Genomic DNA, 14,436 nt, shown 5'->3' with positions numbered 1-14,436 from the left:
TTGGACCTGTGTGACGCGTGTGACGCCGCTGGGGATGCCGAAAGGGCGCCGGCACGAATGCCGACGCCCCTTCAGAGGTGTTGTCGTCTACCAGCTCGACTTGGTCACGCCGGGAAGCTCACCACGGTGCGCCATCTCACGGAAGCGGACACGCGAGATGCCGAAGCGGTTGAGGATTCCGCGCGGGCGTCCGTCGATCGCGTCGCGGTTGCGGACGCGGACCGGCGAAGCGTTGCGGGGAAGCTTCTGCAGGCCGACGCGGGCGGCCTCGCGGGACTCGTCGGTGCCGTTCGGGTCGACGAGTGCCTTCTTCAGCTCGCGACGCTTCTCGTCGTAGCGGGCCACGATTACCTTGCGCTGCTCGTTGCGCGCGATCTTGCTCTTCTTAGCCATATGCCTATCGCTCCTCGCGGAACTCAACGTGCTTGCGCACTACGGGGTCGTACTTCTTGAGCACGAGACGGTCGGGATTGTTGCGGCGGTTCTTCTTGGTCACGTAGGTGTAACCGGTGCCCGCCGTCGAACGAAGCTTGATGATCGGACGAACGTCCTGAGCCTTAGCCATTAGATCTTCTCCCCACGTGCGAGAAGGTCCTTGACGACGGACTCGATGCCGCGTGCGTCGATGACCTTGATGCCCTTGGTGCTCAGCGTGAGCGTCACGTTACGACGAAGCGACGGAACGTAGTAGGTCTTCTTCTGGATGTTCGGGTCGAAACGACGCTTGGTGCGTCGGTGCGAGTGCGAGATGTTGTGTCCGAAGCCGGGGACGGCTCCGGTCACCTGGCACACTGCTGCCATAGTGGTTCTCCTTCAATACCGCAGGACGGATGCCCTGCCCAAGATCTCTTGTCGGCATACGACATCCCTCGCCGCGAAGGAGGGGGATGTGTACACGGCACAACCGGTCGAGATCTCCGGTCAGCCAAAGAGATACTCTACCACAGCCGGTTGCCGAGACTGAGCGTCAAGCCGTGGAGCACTTCTCGCACAGGCCGAAGATGTCGACGACGTGCCGCGCGTCGGTGAAGCCGTGCTCGGCGGCGACGGCGCGCGCCCACCGCTCCACCTCGCCCGCTTCGATCTCGACGGTGAGCCCGCAGTTGCGGCAGATGAGGTGATGGTGATGGCCTGTGCTCTCGCACGCACGATACAGGGCCTCCCCCTCGGGGGACTGCAGCGAGTCGGCCTCTCCCTCGGTGGCGAGGTCGGCGAGAGCGCGATACACGGTGGCCAGTCCGATGTGCGATCCGGCGTCGCGCAGCTGGAGGTGGAGGCCTTGCGCGCTGATGAATCCATCGCTCGAATCGAGAGCCTCCCGCACCGCTTCGCGCTGCCATGTGTTGCGCTTGACGACCATGACATCCCTCCCGCGTCTTCCGTTTCAAGACTATCCCGAAGCGGCGTCACGGTCGCTGGGAGCGCGGCGTGCGCGAGCACGGCGGCATAGGCTGATGACGATGTCCGATTCCACTCCGACGGGGGCCCTCGAGCTCCCTCCCGCGCAGCGCTGGCGCGCGTTCGCCGTGTGCGTGACCGTGGCGGCGCTCACCATCCTCGACCTCACGAAGGTGAACGTGGCGCTGCCCGCGATCGAGCACTCCCTCGACGCGTCGTCGACGTCGCTGCAGCTCATCGTCTCGGGCTACATCCTCACGTTCGGACTCGCGCTCGTTCCCGCAGGGCGGCTGGGAGATTTCCGCTCCCGGAAAGTGTTCTTCATCATCGGCCTCACGCTGTTCACCGTCATGAGCGTCGCGTGCGCACTCGCGCCGACGAGCGACGTCCTTCTGGTCGCTCGGCTGCTGCAGGGCGTCGCGGCCGGTATTCAGATGCCGCAGGTGATCGGGCTCATCCAGCAGATGTTCCACGGACGCGAGCGTGGCAAGGCGTTCGGCCTGTTCGGCGCGATGATCGGAGTGTCGACGGCGTTCGGTCCCACGATCGGCGGCCTGCTCATCGCACTGGGCGGCGAGCAGAGCGGCTGGCGCTGGATCTTCTGGATGAACCTCCCCCTCGGCATCCTCGCGCTCGTGCTCGCGGCGAAGTTCCTGCCGACGACGCGCGGGCTCGCCGGAAAGCTGTCGCTCGACCCGCTCGGCACGATCCTGTTCGCGGTGACGGTCATCAGCCTCATGTGGCCGTTCCTGTTCACGACCGGAACGCCCGCCGATGTCCCGGCGCGCTGGTGGCTGCTCGTCGTGTTCGTTCTCGCGGCGGCGGCGTTCATCGCGTGGGAGCGTCGATATGCGGCATCCGGAAAGCATCCTCTCGTTCCGCTTGACCTGTTTCGGGTGGCGTCCTTCCGCAACGGGACGCTGCTGTCGACGCTGTACTTCTCGGCGATTCCCGGCATGTTCCTGCTCACGACGCTGTACCTGCAGGAAGGGCTCGGTATTCTTCCGGTGTACGCGGGCATGGTGAGCATCGGCTTCGCGCTCGTGAGCGCCTACACGTCGTGGCGCAGCGGCACCATGGTCGACACCTACGGCCGACCGCTCGTTGTCGTGGGACTCGTCGTCGTTCTCGCCGGAATCGCGGCCCTGATCATGTCGGCGCTGTTCGCCACACCCGCCGCGACGCCATGGCTCATGGCCGGCGCTCTCGTGATCGCGGGCGCCGGGGGCGGTGTCGTCGTGTCGCCGAACCAGACGCTCACCCTGCACGAGATCCGGGTGAGCCAGGGCGGCCTCGCCGGCTCGGTGGGTCAGCTGGGACAGCGCATCGGCACGGCCGTCGGCACCGCCATCGGTCTCGCCCTGTACTACGCGACGATCTTCGCGGCGGGCGGGCGCGACACCGGCATCGCGACGTACCACCAGGCGTACCTTCGGGGCATGCTCGCGGTCACCTTGCTTCTCGCCCTCTCGCTCGCGGTCGGCGTCGCCGACATGGGGCGCCGTCGCCGCACCCCCTGACGCGGCTCAGCGCACCGCGGGCCGCGCCTTCGCGCGCAGGCCGATGAGCCGGCAGACGATGTAGATGACGAACGAGATCGTCGTGATGTACGGACTGATCGGCAGCGAACCGCCGATTGCGAGCATAATTCCGCCGACTGCGGAGACGAAGCCGAAGAGCACCGCCAGCAGCGGCACCATGAGCGGTGAGCTCGAGACGCGGAGCGCCGCCGCTGCGGGCGTGACGAGCAGGGCGAGCACGAGCAGCGCCCCGATGATCTGCACCGAGACCGCGACGATCAAGCCGAGCACGATCATGAAGCCGAGCGAGATGAGACGGCTCGGCACTCCGCGAGCGGCCGCGACGTCGGCGTCGAGGCTGTCGAAGCTCAAGGGCCGCCACATGAACAGCAGGGCGGCGAGCACGACAACGCTGATGCCGATGAGCCAGCCGAGCTGCGGGTCGTCGACGGAGATGATCTGTCCCGTGAGCAGACCGAACTTATTCGCGCTCCGACCGGGATAGAGGGCGAGGAACAGTATGCCGAGGCCGAGCCCGAACGGCATGAGCACGCCGATGATGGAGTTGCGGTCTCGGGCTTTCGCGCCCATGACGCCGATCATGACCGCGGAGATGAGCGCGCCGACGACGGAGCCGGCGACGACGTTCACCCCGAACAGCAGGGCGGCCGAGGCGCCGGCGAACGAGAGCTCGCTGATGCCGTGCACGGCGAAGGCCATGTCGCGCTGCATCACGAACACGCCGATGAGGCCGCCGACGATGCCGAGAATCGCTGCGGCGATTATCGAGTTGTGCACGAGCCCGAGCAGCTCGCCGTAGTCGGTGAAGTTGAACAGCTTCGACCAGATGCCGTCGTCGTCGGATGCCGCGGAAAGCGGAGCCGCGAGGGTGCCGAGGGCGCTCATGCGACGGGCTCCGGGTGCGGGCCCGCATGGTGATCGTGGTGGTCGTGGGTCTCGGCGTCGGGGATGCCCATGACGACGACGCGGTCGCCCGTGCGGATGCATTCGACCGGCGTGCCGTACAGCTCGCTCAGCACGTCGCTGCGCAGCACCTGCTCGGGCGTGCCCTCACGGAATCTGCCGCCCGCGAAGTACAGGATGCGGTCGACCATGTTCAGAACAGGATTCACATCGTGCGTGACGAACAGCACCGCGGTACCCGCCTCGCGGCGTCGGCGGTCGATGAGCTCGCTCACGCCCCGCTGATGCTGCAGGTCGAGGCTCAACAGCGGCTCGTCGCACAGCAGGAGCGTCGGATCGCCCGCGAGCGCCTGCCCCACGCGCAGCCGCTGCTGCTCGCCGCCGGAGAGGCTGCCAACGGGGTCGTCGGCGTAGGCGCTCGCACCGACGGCCTCCAGTAGGGCGTCGACGCGTCGACGGTCGCTGCGACGCATGATCGGCAGTCCGAAGCGGTGCCCGTTCACGCCGAGCGCGACGAGGTCGCGGCCGCGCATGGGGGTGCCGGGCGGGATGATCTTCTGCTGCGGAATGTAGCCGATCTGCCGGTCGCCGCGGCGCACGGGGTGCCCGTTGACGCGGATGCTGCCGGCGTCGAGCTCCTGCTGGCCGAGCACGGCCTTCAGCAGCGTCGTCTTGCCCGAGCCATTGGGCCCGAGCACGGCGAGGAACTCCCCCGGGCACACGTCGAGGTCGAGCCCCGACCAGAGCTGACGTGGGCCGAAGGAGAGGCTCCCGCCCTGCACCGACAGCACGGGGTCGCTCGGATGGTTGTGCACGGGTGTGTTCACGCGTTGAGTGCCTTCGTCAGGGCGTCGATGTTCGCCGTCATCCAGCTCACGTAGTCGTCGCCGTCGCGCAGGGTCTCGGTGAAGGACACCACCGGAACGGATGCCGCTTCGGCCGCGTTCTTCACCTGCTCGGTGAGTGGGCCGCTGGTCTGCTCATTGTAGGCGAGCAGCGCGATGTCACCCGAGTCGACGAGGTCGAGCATCTTCTTCACCACGGTCGCGGCCACGTCGTTTCCCTCCTCGACGGCCTCGCTGAAGGCAGCCGGCGTCATGTTGACGAGGCCCGCGTCCTCGAGCAGATAGAGAGGCACCGGCTCCGTGATGAGAACCTGCTCACCGCCGTGCTCGTCGCCGAGGCCGTGGACAGTGTCGAGCAGAGCCGCGAGCTCTCCCGTGAAGCGCTCGCTGTTCGCCGCGAACGTGTCCGCCTTCGACGGCTCTAGCGCGCCGAGCTCTTCGGCCAGGCGCTGCGCGACGCGCGTCATGGCCTCGAGACTGTACCAGACGTGCTCGTTGAAGCCTTCGACATGGTCGTGCTCCGCCTCGCTGGCCTCGTCGTCCGCGTGGTCGTGCTCGTCATCCGGCATGAGCCCCGAGATCTCGCTCGCACGCAGCACGACGGGGTTCCCCGCACCCTCGAGCAGAGCATCCATGAACGGGTCGTAGCCGCCGCCGTTCTCGATGACGATGTCAGCCTTCGTCACGGCCAGTCGATCGTGCGCGCTCGCGGCGTAGGAGTGCGGGTCCTGCGTGCTCGAGTCGATGATGCTCGTGATCGCGGCATCGCCTCCTGCGACCGCGAGCGCGATGCTGCCGTACACGTTCGTCGAGGCGACGATCTCGACGCCGTCGCTCTGCCCCGCCGCGTCGGTCGGCGAGCAGCCCGCGAGGGCAAGGGCGGATGCCGCTGCGAGCGCGATCGGGACGAGGGGGAATCTCTGAGGCACGAAACCACGCTATTGCTAATGATAATGATTGTCAAAAGCGCTGAGTTCGGAGACAGCGAAGCGGGCGCCCACCGAAGTGGGCGCCCGCCGCGTGTGAATCACATCGCTACTCGGTGAGCGAGTCGACGTAGTCCTGGTTCTCGGCGATCCAGTCTTCCACTACCGGGGTGTAGTCCTTGATCTCCTCGTCCGTGTTGTACATGACGTTCTCGAGCGAGAAGAGCAGGTCGGAGTCCATCGTGAAGTTGGACAGCCACTCGTTGACCTCGGGGAAGTCATCGGCGAATGACGTGCTCGTCACCGTGTGAATCGACTCGGCGTCCCCGAGAGCGCCCTTCGGGTCCTCGAGGTCCTTGATGTCGAACGCGTCATACGCCCAGTGGGGACGCCACAAAGTCACGACGATGTTGTCGTCGGCCTTGAGCGCCTTCTGCAGCTCGGCGAGCATCGCCGGCGTCGACGACGTGATGAAGTCCATGTCCTCAAGACCGTAGTCGGGAATCACCGCGTCCTGAGTCGCCTTCGTGAGACCGGCGCCCGGCTCGATGCCGATGATCTTGCCGCCGAATTCGTCGGCGTGGTCGGCGAGCTGGTCGAGCGAGTCGATCGGCGCGTCCGCGTTCACGGCGATCGTCAGCTTGGCGTCCTTGTTCCAGGTGCCGAGGTCGACGATCTTTCCTTCGTACTGCTCGAAGTAGTCCTTGTGCGTCAGCGGCAGCCAGCCGTCGAGCGCCACGTCGTAGTCGCCCTTGCTAAGGCCGGCGAACACGGGGCCCGCGTCGGCGTACTCGAGGTTGACGGTGTAGCCCTTGTCCTCGAGGATGCTCTTCCACAGGTAGGAGGCCGCCTCGCCCTCGGGCCAGCCGTTGAACACGCCGATCGTGACTTCGCCCTTGTCGTCGCCGCCGCTACCGCTTCCGCCGGAAGCTCCGGCGGAGCAGCCGGTGACGCCGAGTACCGCTGCCGTGGCCAGGGCGGCCGCGGCGAGAATACGCTTCTTCATTTCTTTCCTTTCCACGCCTCGGCGCTGCCGAGGGTCATGACTGACAGAGGATTGGGGTGTGGGGGCAGCTCAGATGGCGTTCGGGGCCCGCTTGGGTCCTGCGGCCACGAGCTCGTCTTTCTCCTCGCGCGCCTCGGCGGGCGCCTCGGATGAATCACGCTTCGCGCGAGTGCCGCGCTTGCGCTGACCGCCGAGCGAGGCGGTGAGACGGTCGAGGATGATCGCGAGGATCACGACCGACAGCCCGGCCTCGAAGCCGAGTCCCGTGTCGACGCGGCTGAGCGCCTGGATGATGTCCTTGCCGAGCCCGGGAGCGCCGACCATGCTCGCGATCACGACCATCGAGAGCGACAGCATAATGACCTGGTTCACGCCGGCCATGATCGAGGGGCGAGCGAGCGGCAGCTGGATCTGGACGAGGATGCGGCGCGGCGAGGCGCCGAATGCCTGTCCGGCCTCGACGACCTCACTATCGACGCCGCGAATGCCGAGCTCTGTGAGCCGGACGCCCGGGGCGACGGCGAAGAGGATCGTCGCGACGATGCCCGGAACGACGCCGACGCTGAATAGGATGATGGCGGGGATCAGGTAGACGAACGCCGGCATCGTCTGCAGGAAGTCGAGGATCGGCTTCACCACTGCGGATACGCCGCTCGAGCGCGCTGCCCAGATTCCGACGGGGATCGCGATGATCACGGCGATGACGGCGGCGACGAGCGTGAGCGCGAGGGTGTTCATCGCGTTCTCCCACTGGTTGACGCCGTAGATCACGAGCAGCCCAATGAGTGTGCCGATTGCGAATGTCCACTTGCGTGCGATCCACGCGAGAACGACGAGCACGATCATGATGACCCAGAACGGCGGCGTCACGAGCACCCAGTTCACGCCGTCATAGAAGCCACCGAAGATCGTCGCGATCACGTCGAAGACCACGCTGAACGTGTTCGTGACGAAGTCGACGACATCTTCGACCCAGTCGCCGAGGGGAAGCCGGAAGTCATTCATGCGTTGCTCCCTTCGCTCGCGACGGCGGCGCCGTCGGCGATCACCTCATCGCCCGAGCCCGCCGTGTCGCGCAGCATCTGGGTCATGATCTCGACCGGCACGGTGACGGGCGGCTCGATGACCGGAATCTCGGTCGTCGTCGAAGGCACGTTGCTGAGGGAGGCCAGCAGGGTGACGCGAGGGACGACGCCGAGCAGTCGGTCCTTGTCGTCGACGACGGCGACGGGAAGGTCAGACCCGGCCGCCGGCTCGAAGAGATCGACGAGATGCTGGTCGGGCGAGACGGTCAGCATGTCCTTGCGCACGATCGCCATGAGGTCCTTCTCACCGTTCTTGACGGCACGCAGCACGTCTCGGTCGCGCACGACGCCGAGCAGCTTTCGACCGTTGCCGACCACGAAGGCGGCGGAGGTCTGCAGGTCCCGCATGGTGCGGAGCGCTCCGCGCGGCCCGGCCGTCGCCGTGATGACCGAGCGAGGCGCCTCCATGACGCCCGCGGCAGTGAGCACGCGGGCGCGGTCGACGTCTTGCACGAACTGCGCGACGTAGTCGTTCGCGGGGTCGGTGAGGATGTCGTCGGGGGCGCCGATCTGCACGATGCGGCCGTCGCGCATGACGGCGATGCGGTCGCCGAGGAACATGGCCTCGTTCAGATCGTGCGTGATGAAAATGATCGTCTTTCCGAGCTCCTGCTGCAGCTCGACGAGCTGCTCCTGCATCTCGCGGCGAATGAGCGGGTCGAGGGCGGAGAACGCCTCGTCCATGAGCAGGATGTCGGTGTCGGCGACGAGCGCGCGGGCGAGGCCGACGCGCTGCTGCATTCCGCCGGAGAGCTGGCTCGGCAGCTTGTCCTCCCAGCCGAGAAGGCCGACGCGCTCGATGACGCGCATGGCCCGCTCGCGGCGCTCGGCGGCGGGAACGCCCTGCACCTCGAGACCATATGCGGCGTTGTCGAGCACCGTGCGGTGCGGCAAGAGCGCGAAGTGCTGGAAGACCATGGAGATCTTCTTCTTCCGCACGTCGCGCAGATCGCGGTCGGAGATGCCCGTAACGGGCTCGCCCATGATGCGCACGGTTCCGTCCGTGGGTTCGAGCAGCCCGTTGAGCATGCGGATGAGCGTGGACTTGCCCGAGCCGGACAGGCCCATGACGACGAAGATCTCGCCCGGCTTGACCTCGAAGCTCGCGTCGATGACGGCGGCGGTTCCGAGGGCGGACAATTCGTTGCGCGAGGCACCGGACTTCAGGCGTTTGATGACCTCTTTGGGTCGGCGCCCGAACACCTTGTAGAGATTCTGCGCTTCGAGCGCAAAGGTTTCTGACACGTGTTCTCCAGGCACGCAACGGGGAGCATAGGCGGTCTCCCGTTGCTGCTTTTCGTTCTTGCGGCCGGGTCAAGGACACGCGCAGAACGGCGATCAAGCGGTGACGACGCAAATTAGGGACGGCGTCAAGTCACGCGATTCGGGTTTCCGCAGGGACAGCTATTGAGCCGCCGCCAGCATCCTCGACCATACGCTCACGCGCTTCCGACGGGGGCCGGGAACTACGTGACCGCGGACTGGTTGAGTGGCCGTGAGGCCGTCAACCACCGTATCGACCTCGCGCGCGAAATGCGAGCCGCGTTCGGTGATCAGAGCGGGAAGCACGCAGGAATCCGGGCCGATAAAGCGCTTCCCATCGGGCAAAACGTCAACGTTGCCGTTTTGTTATGTTCGGTCCCCGCGAACGGGCGCCTAATCGAGCAGAAGCGCGGGTTCCTCAATGATCGAGGCGACGTCGGCGACGAAGCGCGAGACGACATCGCCGTCGACGACACGGTGGTCGAAGGAGCCGCCGATCGTCGTCACGAAGCGCGGGCGCACTTCGCCGTCGACGACCCACGGCTTCTGCTTGATCGTGCCCATGGCGACGATGCCGACCTCGCCGGGGTTGAGGATCGGCGTTCCCGTGTCCATGCCGAACACGCCGATGTTGGTGACCGTTATCGTGCCGTTGGCCATGTCGGCGGGCTGCGTCTTGCCGTCGCGAGCGGTGAGCGTGAGCTGCTCGAGCGCCGTCGCGAGCTCGAGAAGGCTCATCGACTGCGCCTCCTTGATATTCGGCACGAGCAGGCCACGGGGCGTCGCCGCGGCGATGCCGAGGTTGACGTAGTGGTGGATGATGATCTCCTCATCCGTCCACGTCGCGTTCACGCTTGGGTTGCGGCGCACGGCCCAGATCATGGCCTTCGCCATGATGAGCAGCGGCGACACCTTGACGCCGGCGAAGTCCGGCGAGGCCTTGAGTCGCTTCACGAACTCCATCGTGCGCGTCGCGTCGACGTCGACGAACACGCTCACGTGGGGAGCGGTGAACTTCGAGCGCACCATCGACTGCGCGATCTGCTTGCGCACGCCCTTGACCGGGATGCGTTCTTCGCGGTCCTCGCTCCACGCGGGGGTCTCGATGTTGCGGAAGACGCTCGCCTGGCTCGCGTGGCGCACGACGTCGTCTCGAGTGATCTCGCCCGCGAGTCCCGTGCCCTCGACGGCGGACAGGTCGACGCCGAGGTCCTTCGCGAGCTTGCGGATGGGCGGTTTCGCGATGATGGGAGTCGCGGCGGCGGCGGGGACGGATGCCGGCGGGCGGGGCGCCCGCTGCGGCTTCCCCTTCTTCTTGCGGCGGCTCGACGCTCCCGCGCCCGTGCCGTAGCCGACGAGCACGGACCCCTCACCGGACTCCTCGGCGTCGATCGTCGCTTGCGTGTCGGCGGCGATGGAAGCGGCGTCGTCCGAGGCGGCGGCGGGAGCGGCATCCGACCCGCCCTCGATCGTGACGATCGCTGTGCCGACGTCGACGGTGGTGCCCTCGTCGACGAGGATGCGCCCGACCGTGCCCGTGAACGGGGACGGCAGCTCGACGAGGGACTTCGCGGTCTCGATCTCGACGAGCACCTGGTTGAGCTCGACCGCGTCGCCGGGAGCGACCTTCCACTGCACGATCTCGGCCTCGGTGAGGCCCTCGCCGACGTCGGGAAGAGTGAACTCTGTTTCGCTCATGCTGTTTACCTCCGGCTAGTAGGCGAGGGACCGGTCGACGGCCTCGAGGATGCGGTCGGCGTCGGGAAGGAACGCCTTCTCGAGGCGAGCGGGCGGGAAGGGGACGTCGAAGCCGGACACGCGCAGGACGGGCGCCTCGAGCGAGTAGAACGCCTGCTCGGCGATCGTCGCGGCGATCTCGGAGCCGACGGAGACGAAGCCGGAGGCCTCCTGGGCGACGATGAGCCGCCCGGTCTTGCGGACGCTGTCGAGGATCGGCGCGTAGTCGACGGGCGAGAGGGAGCGCAGGTCGACGACTTCGAGGCTGATGCCCTCGGCGTCGGCGAGCTCGGCGGCCTGCAGGGCGACGGTGAGCATCGCGCCGTGCGCAAGGATCGTCGCGTCGCTCCCGGTGCGCACCACGCGGCTCGCGTGCACGGCCGCGGCGGGTGCGCTCACGTCGACCTCGCCCTTCTGCCAGTAGCGGCTCTTCGGCTCGAGGAACACCACGGGGTCGTCGCTGGCGATGGCGTCCTGGATCATCCAGTACGCGTCGTTCGGCGTCGACGGGCTGATCACCCGCAGGCCTGGGGTGTGGGCGAAGTAGGTCTCCGGGCTCTCCTGGTGGTGCTCGACGGCGCCGATGTGCCCGCCGTAGGGGATGCGGATGACGACGGGCATCGAGAGCGCGCCCTGGTGCTTGTTCGTGAGCTTCGCGAGCTGCGTCGTGATCTGGTTGAAGGCCGGGAAGACGAATCCGTCGAACTGGATCTCGCAGACGGGGCGGAATCCGTTCATGGCCAGTCCGATCGCCGTGCCGACGATGCCGGACTCGGCGAGCGGCGTGTCGAGCACGCGGTTCTCGCCGAACTCGGAGATGAGTCCCTCGGTGATGCGGAAGACGCCGCCGAGAGAGCCGATGTCCTCTCCCATGAGAAGCACGCGATCGTCGTCGGCCATCGCCTTGCGCAGGCCGGCGTTGAGCGCCTTCGCCATCGGGAGCGTCTGCACGCGCGTCTCGGCTGCCGTGGGCGTCTCGATCGTGTTCGTCATCGTTCGCCTCCCTCGAGGCTCGCCTCGTACGCTTCGAACCACTCGGCCTGCTGGTCGGTGAGCGGGTGATCCTCGCTGTAGACGAAGTCGAACATGAGCTCCGGATCGGGGTTGGGCAGGGCGAGGCAGCGTCTGCGGATGTCGGCGGCGAAGTCCTTCGCCTCCGCGTCGATCTCGTCGAAGAAGCTCTGCGAGGCGCCCTGGCCGCGCAGCCAGGACTCGAAACGGGTGATCGGGTCCCGCGCGATCCACGACTCGAGCTCGTCCTGCGTGCGGTACTTCGTGGGGTCGTCGCTTGTCGTGTGCGCGCCGACGCGGTAGGTCATGGCCTCGATGAACTGCGGCCCCTTCCCGCTGCGCGCGTTGTCGAGGTGCTGCGCCGAGACGGCGTAGCTTGCGAGCACGTCGTTGCCGTCGATGCGCACGGCCTCGAGTCCGAAGCCGGCCGCCCGTTCGTACAGGGGCGTGCGCGACTGCCGCTCGACGGGGACGGAGATGGCCCAGCCGTTGTTCTGCAGGAAGAACACCTCGGGCGTCTGGTAGCTCGCGGCAAAGATCATCGCCTCGTTGGCGTCGCCCTCGCTCGTCGACCCGTCGCCGAAGTACACGACGACGGCCTTGTCCTTCTCGGGATCCCCCGTGCCGGACTCGCCCTTGAAGCCGATGCCCATGGCATAGCCGGTCGCGTGCAGCGTCTGCGTCGCGAGCACGAGCGTGTAGAGCCGGAAGTTGCCGTTCTTGGGGTCCGTCGGATCCCAGCCGCCGTGGGTGACGCCGCGCAAGAGGGCGAGGATGCCGAGCAGGTCGATACCGCGGATCATGCCGACGGCGTGCTCGCGGTAGGAGGGGAAGATCGTGTCCTGCGGACGCGAGGCGTGCGCGGATCCGACTTGAGCGGCTTCCTGCCCATGGCTCGGCACCCACAGCGCGAGCTGGCCCTGGCGCTGCAGGTTCGCCGACTCCGCGTCGAACGCGCGCGTGACGACCATGTCGCGGTAGAACCGCTTGTGGTCGTCGTCGGTGAGGCGGTCGAGGAGGGGGAGGTAGGGTTCTGCGTTCGGCGACGGCGCGAAGCTGCCGTCGGCCGACAGAATCTGCACCGGAGTGTTCTTGTCGTTTTTCACGGGCACCACCGTTCTAACCTACGGTCCGGATGGCCGGCCGAGAGGTTCTCCACAATCAACTGTGCAGCTGCTAAGAGCTTTTCGACAGACTCCTCTTCGCCGACGCTGACACGGATGCCGGAGCCGGAGAACGCGCGGGCGATGATGCCGTTCTCGGCGAGCACCGCGGCCGCAGCATCCGTCTCGTCGCCCGTGGCGAGCCAGACGAAGTTCGCCTGCGACTCGGGGACCGACCAGCCCTGTTCACGCAGGCCGGCGAGCACGCGCGAGCGGCGCTCGACGATCGTGTCGACGCGCTGCAGAAGCTCGGCCTCCCGCTCGAGAGAGGCGAGAGCCGCGGCCTGGGCGATGCCCGTGACGGAGAGCGGAATGGCGCTCGCCCGCGCCGCGTCGAGCAGGCGCTCGGCGCCGAGCGCCCAGCCGACGCGCACGCCCGCGAGGCCGTACGCCTTCGAGAAGGTGCGCAGGATCACGAGGTTGGGGTGGCGGCCGATGATCGCGAGTCCGTTCACGGCCTCCGCATCGCGGACGAACTCGGCATAGGCCTCGTCGAGCAGCACGAGCACGCTGTCGGGAACCTGAGTCATGAAGCGCTCGAAGTCAGCCGCCGTCACCGTCGTCCCCGTCGGGTTGTTCGGGCTGCAGACGATGACGACGCGCGTGCGCGGAGTGATCGCAGCGGCGATCGCGTCGAGGTCATGCCCCCCGGCGGCCGTGTTCGGCACCGGCACGCTCGTCGCCCCCGAAGCGGTGACGAGTCCCGGGTACGCCTCGAAGCTGCGCCAGGAGTAGACGACCTCGTCGCCGAGGGTCGCGGCGGCAAGGATGAACTGGGCGAGCAGGGCGACCGAGCCGGACCCGACGTGGATCTCGGCCGGGTCGACGTCGTGGCGTGCGGCGAGGCGCTCGCGAAGCGCGAACGCGGCGGCATCCGGATATCTGTTGATGGCGGTCTCGGCGGCGATCGCCTCGATCACGCCGGGCAGCGGCGGGAAGGGGTTCTCGTTGCTCGAGAGCTTGAACGCGTCGGCCGCCGCCGGCTTCCCCTGCCGGTAGGGCGGAGTCGCGAGGATCTCGGGACGCAGTGCGACCTTGTCGGCCTCGGGCAGGCGCGAGGCGTTGTCGGGGGCAATCACCTTCCCGAGTCTAGACACCGGCCATACCGGCGCCGGTATACGGCGCGCACGGGGTCTCGCGCGCGACCGGGCGGCCTGTCATCATGGGCGCATGCGCTTTATTCTTCGCATCATCGTCAACGCGATAGCGATCTGGCTCACGACGCTCATCGTCGCGGGAGTCTCGGTGACGTCGTTCGGTCCGGAGTGGTGGCAGATCGGCCTCACGTATCTGCTCGTCGCGTTCATCTTCGCGCTTGTGAACGGCATTGTCGGCACGGCGATCCGGATCGTCGCCTTCCCCATCTACCTGCTCACCCTCGGGCTGATCTCCTTCATCGTCAACGGTCTTCTGCTGCTGTTGACCGCGTGGGTGAGCAGCTGGTTCGGCTTCGGCTTGAACGTGGAGGGCTTCTGGTGGGGCGTGCTCGGCGCAATCGTCATCGCGATCCTCAACTGGATCATCGGCCTGTTCGTACGGCCGAAGCGGGGTCGCTGAC

At 67.1% G+C, this 14,436-nt stretch carries 16 protein-coding genes; 2 read left to right on the top strand and 14 right to left on the bottom strand.

From position 1 onward, the window contains the following. Positions 1–87: 87 nt before the first annotated feature. The 4 genes from rpsN to BLV49_RS08005 form a co-directional block, all read right to left on the bottom strand. Positions 88–393, bottom strand: a complete 306-nt coding sequence (rpsN, locus tag BLV49_RS08020) for a 30S ribosomal protein S14 (RefSeq protein ID WP_091182396.1) — start codon at positions 391–393, stop codon at positions 88–90. Between the two features lie 4 nt (positions 394–397). After that, positions 398–565 carry a 50S ribosomal protein L33 gene (gene rpmG / locus BLV49_RS08015; protein ID WP_091182394.1) on the bottom strand — a complete coding sequence of 56 codons (168 nt, stop codon included), beginning with the start codon at positions 563–565 and terminating at the stop codon, positions 398–400. Further along, on the bottom strand, positions 565–801 hold the full coding sequence (gene rpmB, locus BLV49_RS08010) for a 50S ribosomal protein L28 (RefSeq protein ID WP_091182392.1): 237 nt from the start codon (positions 799–801) through the stop codon (positions 565–567). Before rpmB ends, rpmG begins: the two co-directional genes overlap by 1 nt. Positions 802–967: 166 nt before the next feature. Then, positions 968–1,360 (bottom strand): Fur family transcriptional regulator, encoded by a 393-nt coding sequence (locus BLV49_RS08005; protein WP_091182389.1) that lies wholly within the window; start codon positions 1,358–1,360, stop codon positions 968–970. Positions 1,361–1,454: 94 nt separating this feature from the next. On the opposite strand from BLV49_RS08005, the gene BLV49_RS08000 reads away from it, so the two are divergent. After that, complete coding sequence (locus BLV49_RS08000) at positions 1,455–2,918, top strand: MFS transporter (RefSeq protein WP_176980771.1); 1,464 nt, start codon at positions 1,455–1,457, stop codon at positions 2,916–2,918. 6 nt (positions 2,919–2,924) lie between these two features. Here the strand turns inward: BLV49_RS08000 and BLV49_RS07995 are convergent, their stop codons facing one another. From BLV49_RS07995 to BLV49_RS07950, 10 genes are all read right to left on the bottom strand, one after another. Next, positions 2,925–3,824 carry a metal ABC transporter permease gene (locus tag BLV49_RS07995; RefSeq protein WP_091182387.1) on the bottom strand — a complete coding sequence of 300 codons (900 nt, stop codon included), beginning with the start codon at positions 3,822–3,824 and terminating at the stop codon, positions 2,925–2,927. Continuing rightward, the gene (locus BLV49_RS07990) at positions 3,821–4,669 is read right to left on the bottom strand and encodes a metal ABC transporter ATP-binding protein (protein ID WP_091182385.1); all 849 of its coding nucleotides are present in this window, start codon (positions 4,667–4,669) and stop codon (positions 3,821–3,823) included. Before BLV49_RS07990 ends, BLV49_RS07995 begins: the two co-directional genes overlap by 4 nt. Next, positions 4,666–5,616: a metal ABC transporter solute-binding protein, Zn/Mn family gene (locus tag BLV49_RS07985; RefSeq protein ID WP_091182382.1), complete on the bottom strand. Its 951-nt coding sequence runs from the start codon at positions 5,614–5,616 to the stop codon at positions 4,666–4,668. Before BLV49_RS07985 ends, BLV49_RS07990 begins: the two co-directional genes overlap by 4 nt. Positions 5,617–5,722: 106 nt before the next feature. Then, complete coding sequence (locus BLV49_RS07980; RefSeq protein ID WP_091182380.1) at positions 5,723–6,619, bottom strand: glycine betaine ABC transporter substrate-binding protein; 897 nt, start codon at positions 6,617–6,619, stop codon at positions 5,723–5,725. Between the two features lie 69 nt (positions 6,620–6,688). Then, positions 6,689–7,624, bottom strand: a complete 936-nt coding sequence (locus BLV49_RS07975; protein WP_091182378.1) for an ABC transporter permease — start codon at positions 7,622–7,624, stop codon at positions 6,689–6,691. Further along, the gene (locus BLV49_RS07970; protein ID WP_176980770.1) at positions 7,621–8,949 is read right to left on the bottom strand and encodes a quaternary amine ABC transporter ATP-binding protein; all 1,329 of its coding nucleotides are present in this window, start codon (positions 8,947–8,949) and stop codon (positions 7,621–7,623) included. Before BLV49_RS07970 ends, BLV49_RS07975 begins: the two co-directional genes overlap by 4 nt. Positions 8,950–9,360: 411 nt before the next feature. Next, positions 9,361–10,665 (bottom strand): dihydrolipoamide acetyltransferase family protein, encoded by a 1,305-nt coding sequence (locus BLV49_RS07965; RefSeq protein ID WP_091182376.1) that lies wholly within the window; start codon positions 10,663–10,665, stop codon positions 9,361–9,363. 15 nt (positions 10,666–10,680) lie between these two features. Further along, the gene (locus BLV49_RS07960) at positions 10,681–11,697 is read right to left on the bottom strand and encodes an alpha-ketoacid dehydrogenase subunit beta (protein WP_091182373.1); all 1,017 of its coding nucleotides are present in this window, start codon (positions 11,695–11,697) and stop codon (positions 10,681–10,683) included. Continuing rightward, positions 11,694–12,830 carry a thiamine pyrophosphate-dependent dehydrogenase E1 component subunit alpha gene (locus BLV49_RS07955; RefSeq protein WP_245723583.1) on the bottom strand — a complete coding sequence of 379 codons (1,137 nt, stop codon included), beginning with the start codon at positions 12,828–12,830 and terminating at the stop codon, positions 11,694–11,696. The genes BLV49_RS07960 and BLV49_RS07955 overlap by 4 nt, the downstream gene beginning before the upstream one ends. Continuing rightward, the gene (locus tag BLV49_RS07950; RefSeq protein ID WP_218132658.1) at positions 12,818–13,954 is read right to left on the bottom strand and encodes a histidinol-phosphate transaminase; all 1,137 of its coding nucleotides are present in this window, start codon (positions 13,952–13,954) and stop codon (positions 12,818–12,820) included. The genes BLV49_RS07955 and BLV49_RS07950 overlap by 13 nt, the downstream gene beginning before the upstream one ends. A 94-nt stretch (positions 13,955–14,048) precedes the next feature. On the opposite strand from BLV49_RS07950, the gene BLV49_RS07945 reads away from it, so the two are divergent. Continuing rightward, positions 14,049–14,435, top strand: coding sequence for a phage holin family protein (locus tag BLV49_RS07945; RefSeq protein WP_091182371.1), 387 nt, complete (start codon positions 14,049–14,051; stop codon positions 14,433–14,435). The last annotated feature ends 1 nt before the right edge of the window (position 14,436 follow it).

The organism is Paramicrobacterium humi, from assembly GCF_900105715.1.
In the GTDB taxonomy this organism is placed as follows: Bacteria; Actinomycetota; Actinomycetes; order Actinomycetales; family Microbacteriaceae; genus Paramicrobacterium; species Paramicrobacterium humi.
Note: the sequence above shows the minus strand (reverse complement) of the source record. Positions and strands in the feature narration are given on the sequence as shown.

Bases quoted from the DNA above. Each gene is read 5' to 3' on its own strand.
- BLV49_RS08005 (WP_091182389.1), bottom strand. From the start codon at position 1,360: ATGGTCGTCAAGCGCAACACATGGCAGCGCGAAGCGGTGCGGGAGGCT.
- BLV49_RS08000 (WP_176980771.1), top strand. From the start codon at position 1,455: ATGACGATGTCCGATTCCACTCCGACGGGGGCCCTCGAGCTCCCTCCC.
- BLV49_RS07965 (WP_091182376.1), bottom strand. From the start codon at position 10,665: ATGAGCGAAACAGAGTTCACTCTTCCCGACGTCGGCGAGGGCCTCACC.
- BLV49_RS07980 (WP_091182380.1), bottom strand. From the start codon at position 6,619: ATGAAGAAGCGTATTCTCGCCGCGGCCGCCCTGGCCACGGCAGCGGTA.
- rpsN (WP_091182396.1), bottom strand. From the start codon at position 393: ATGGCTAAGAAGAGCAAGATCGCGCGCAACGAGCAGCGCAAGGTAATC.
- BLV49_RS07975 (WP_091182378.1), bottom strand. From the start codon at position 7,624: ATGAATGACTTCCGGCTTCCCCTCGGCGACTGGGTCGAAGATGTCGTC.
- rpmG (WP_091182394.1), bottom strand. From the start codon at position 565: ATGGCTAAGGCTCAGGACGTTCGTCCGATCATCAAGCTTCGTTCGACG.
- BLV49_RS07945 (WP_091182371.1), top strand. From the start codon at position 14,049: ATGCGCTTTATTCTTCGCATCATCGTCAACGCGATAGCGATCTGGCTC.
- BLV49_RS07960 (WP_091182373.1), bottom strand. From the start codon at position 11,697: ATGACGAACACGATCGAGACGCCCACGGCAGCCGAGACGCGCGTGCAG.
- BLV49_RS07995 (WP_091182387.1), bottom strand. From the start codon at position 3,824: ATGAGCGCCCTCGGCACCCTCGCGGCTCCGCTTTCCGCGGCATCCGAC.
- rpmB (WP_091182392.1), bottom strand. From the start codon at position 801: ATGGCAGCAGTGTGCCAGGTGACCGGAGCCGTCCCCGGCTTCGGACAC.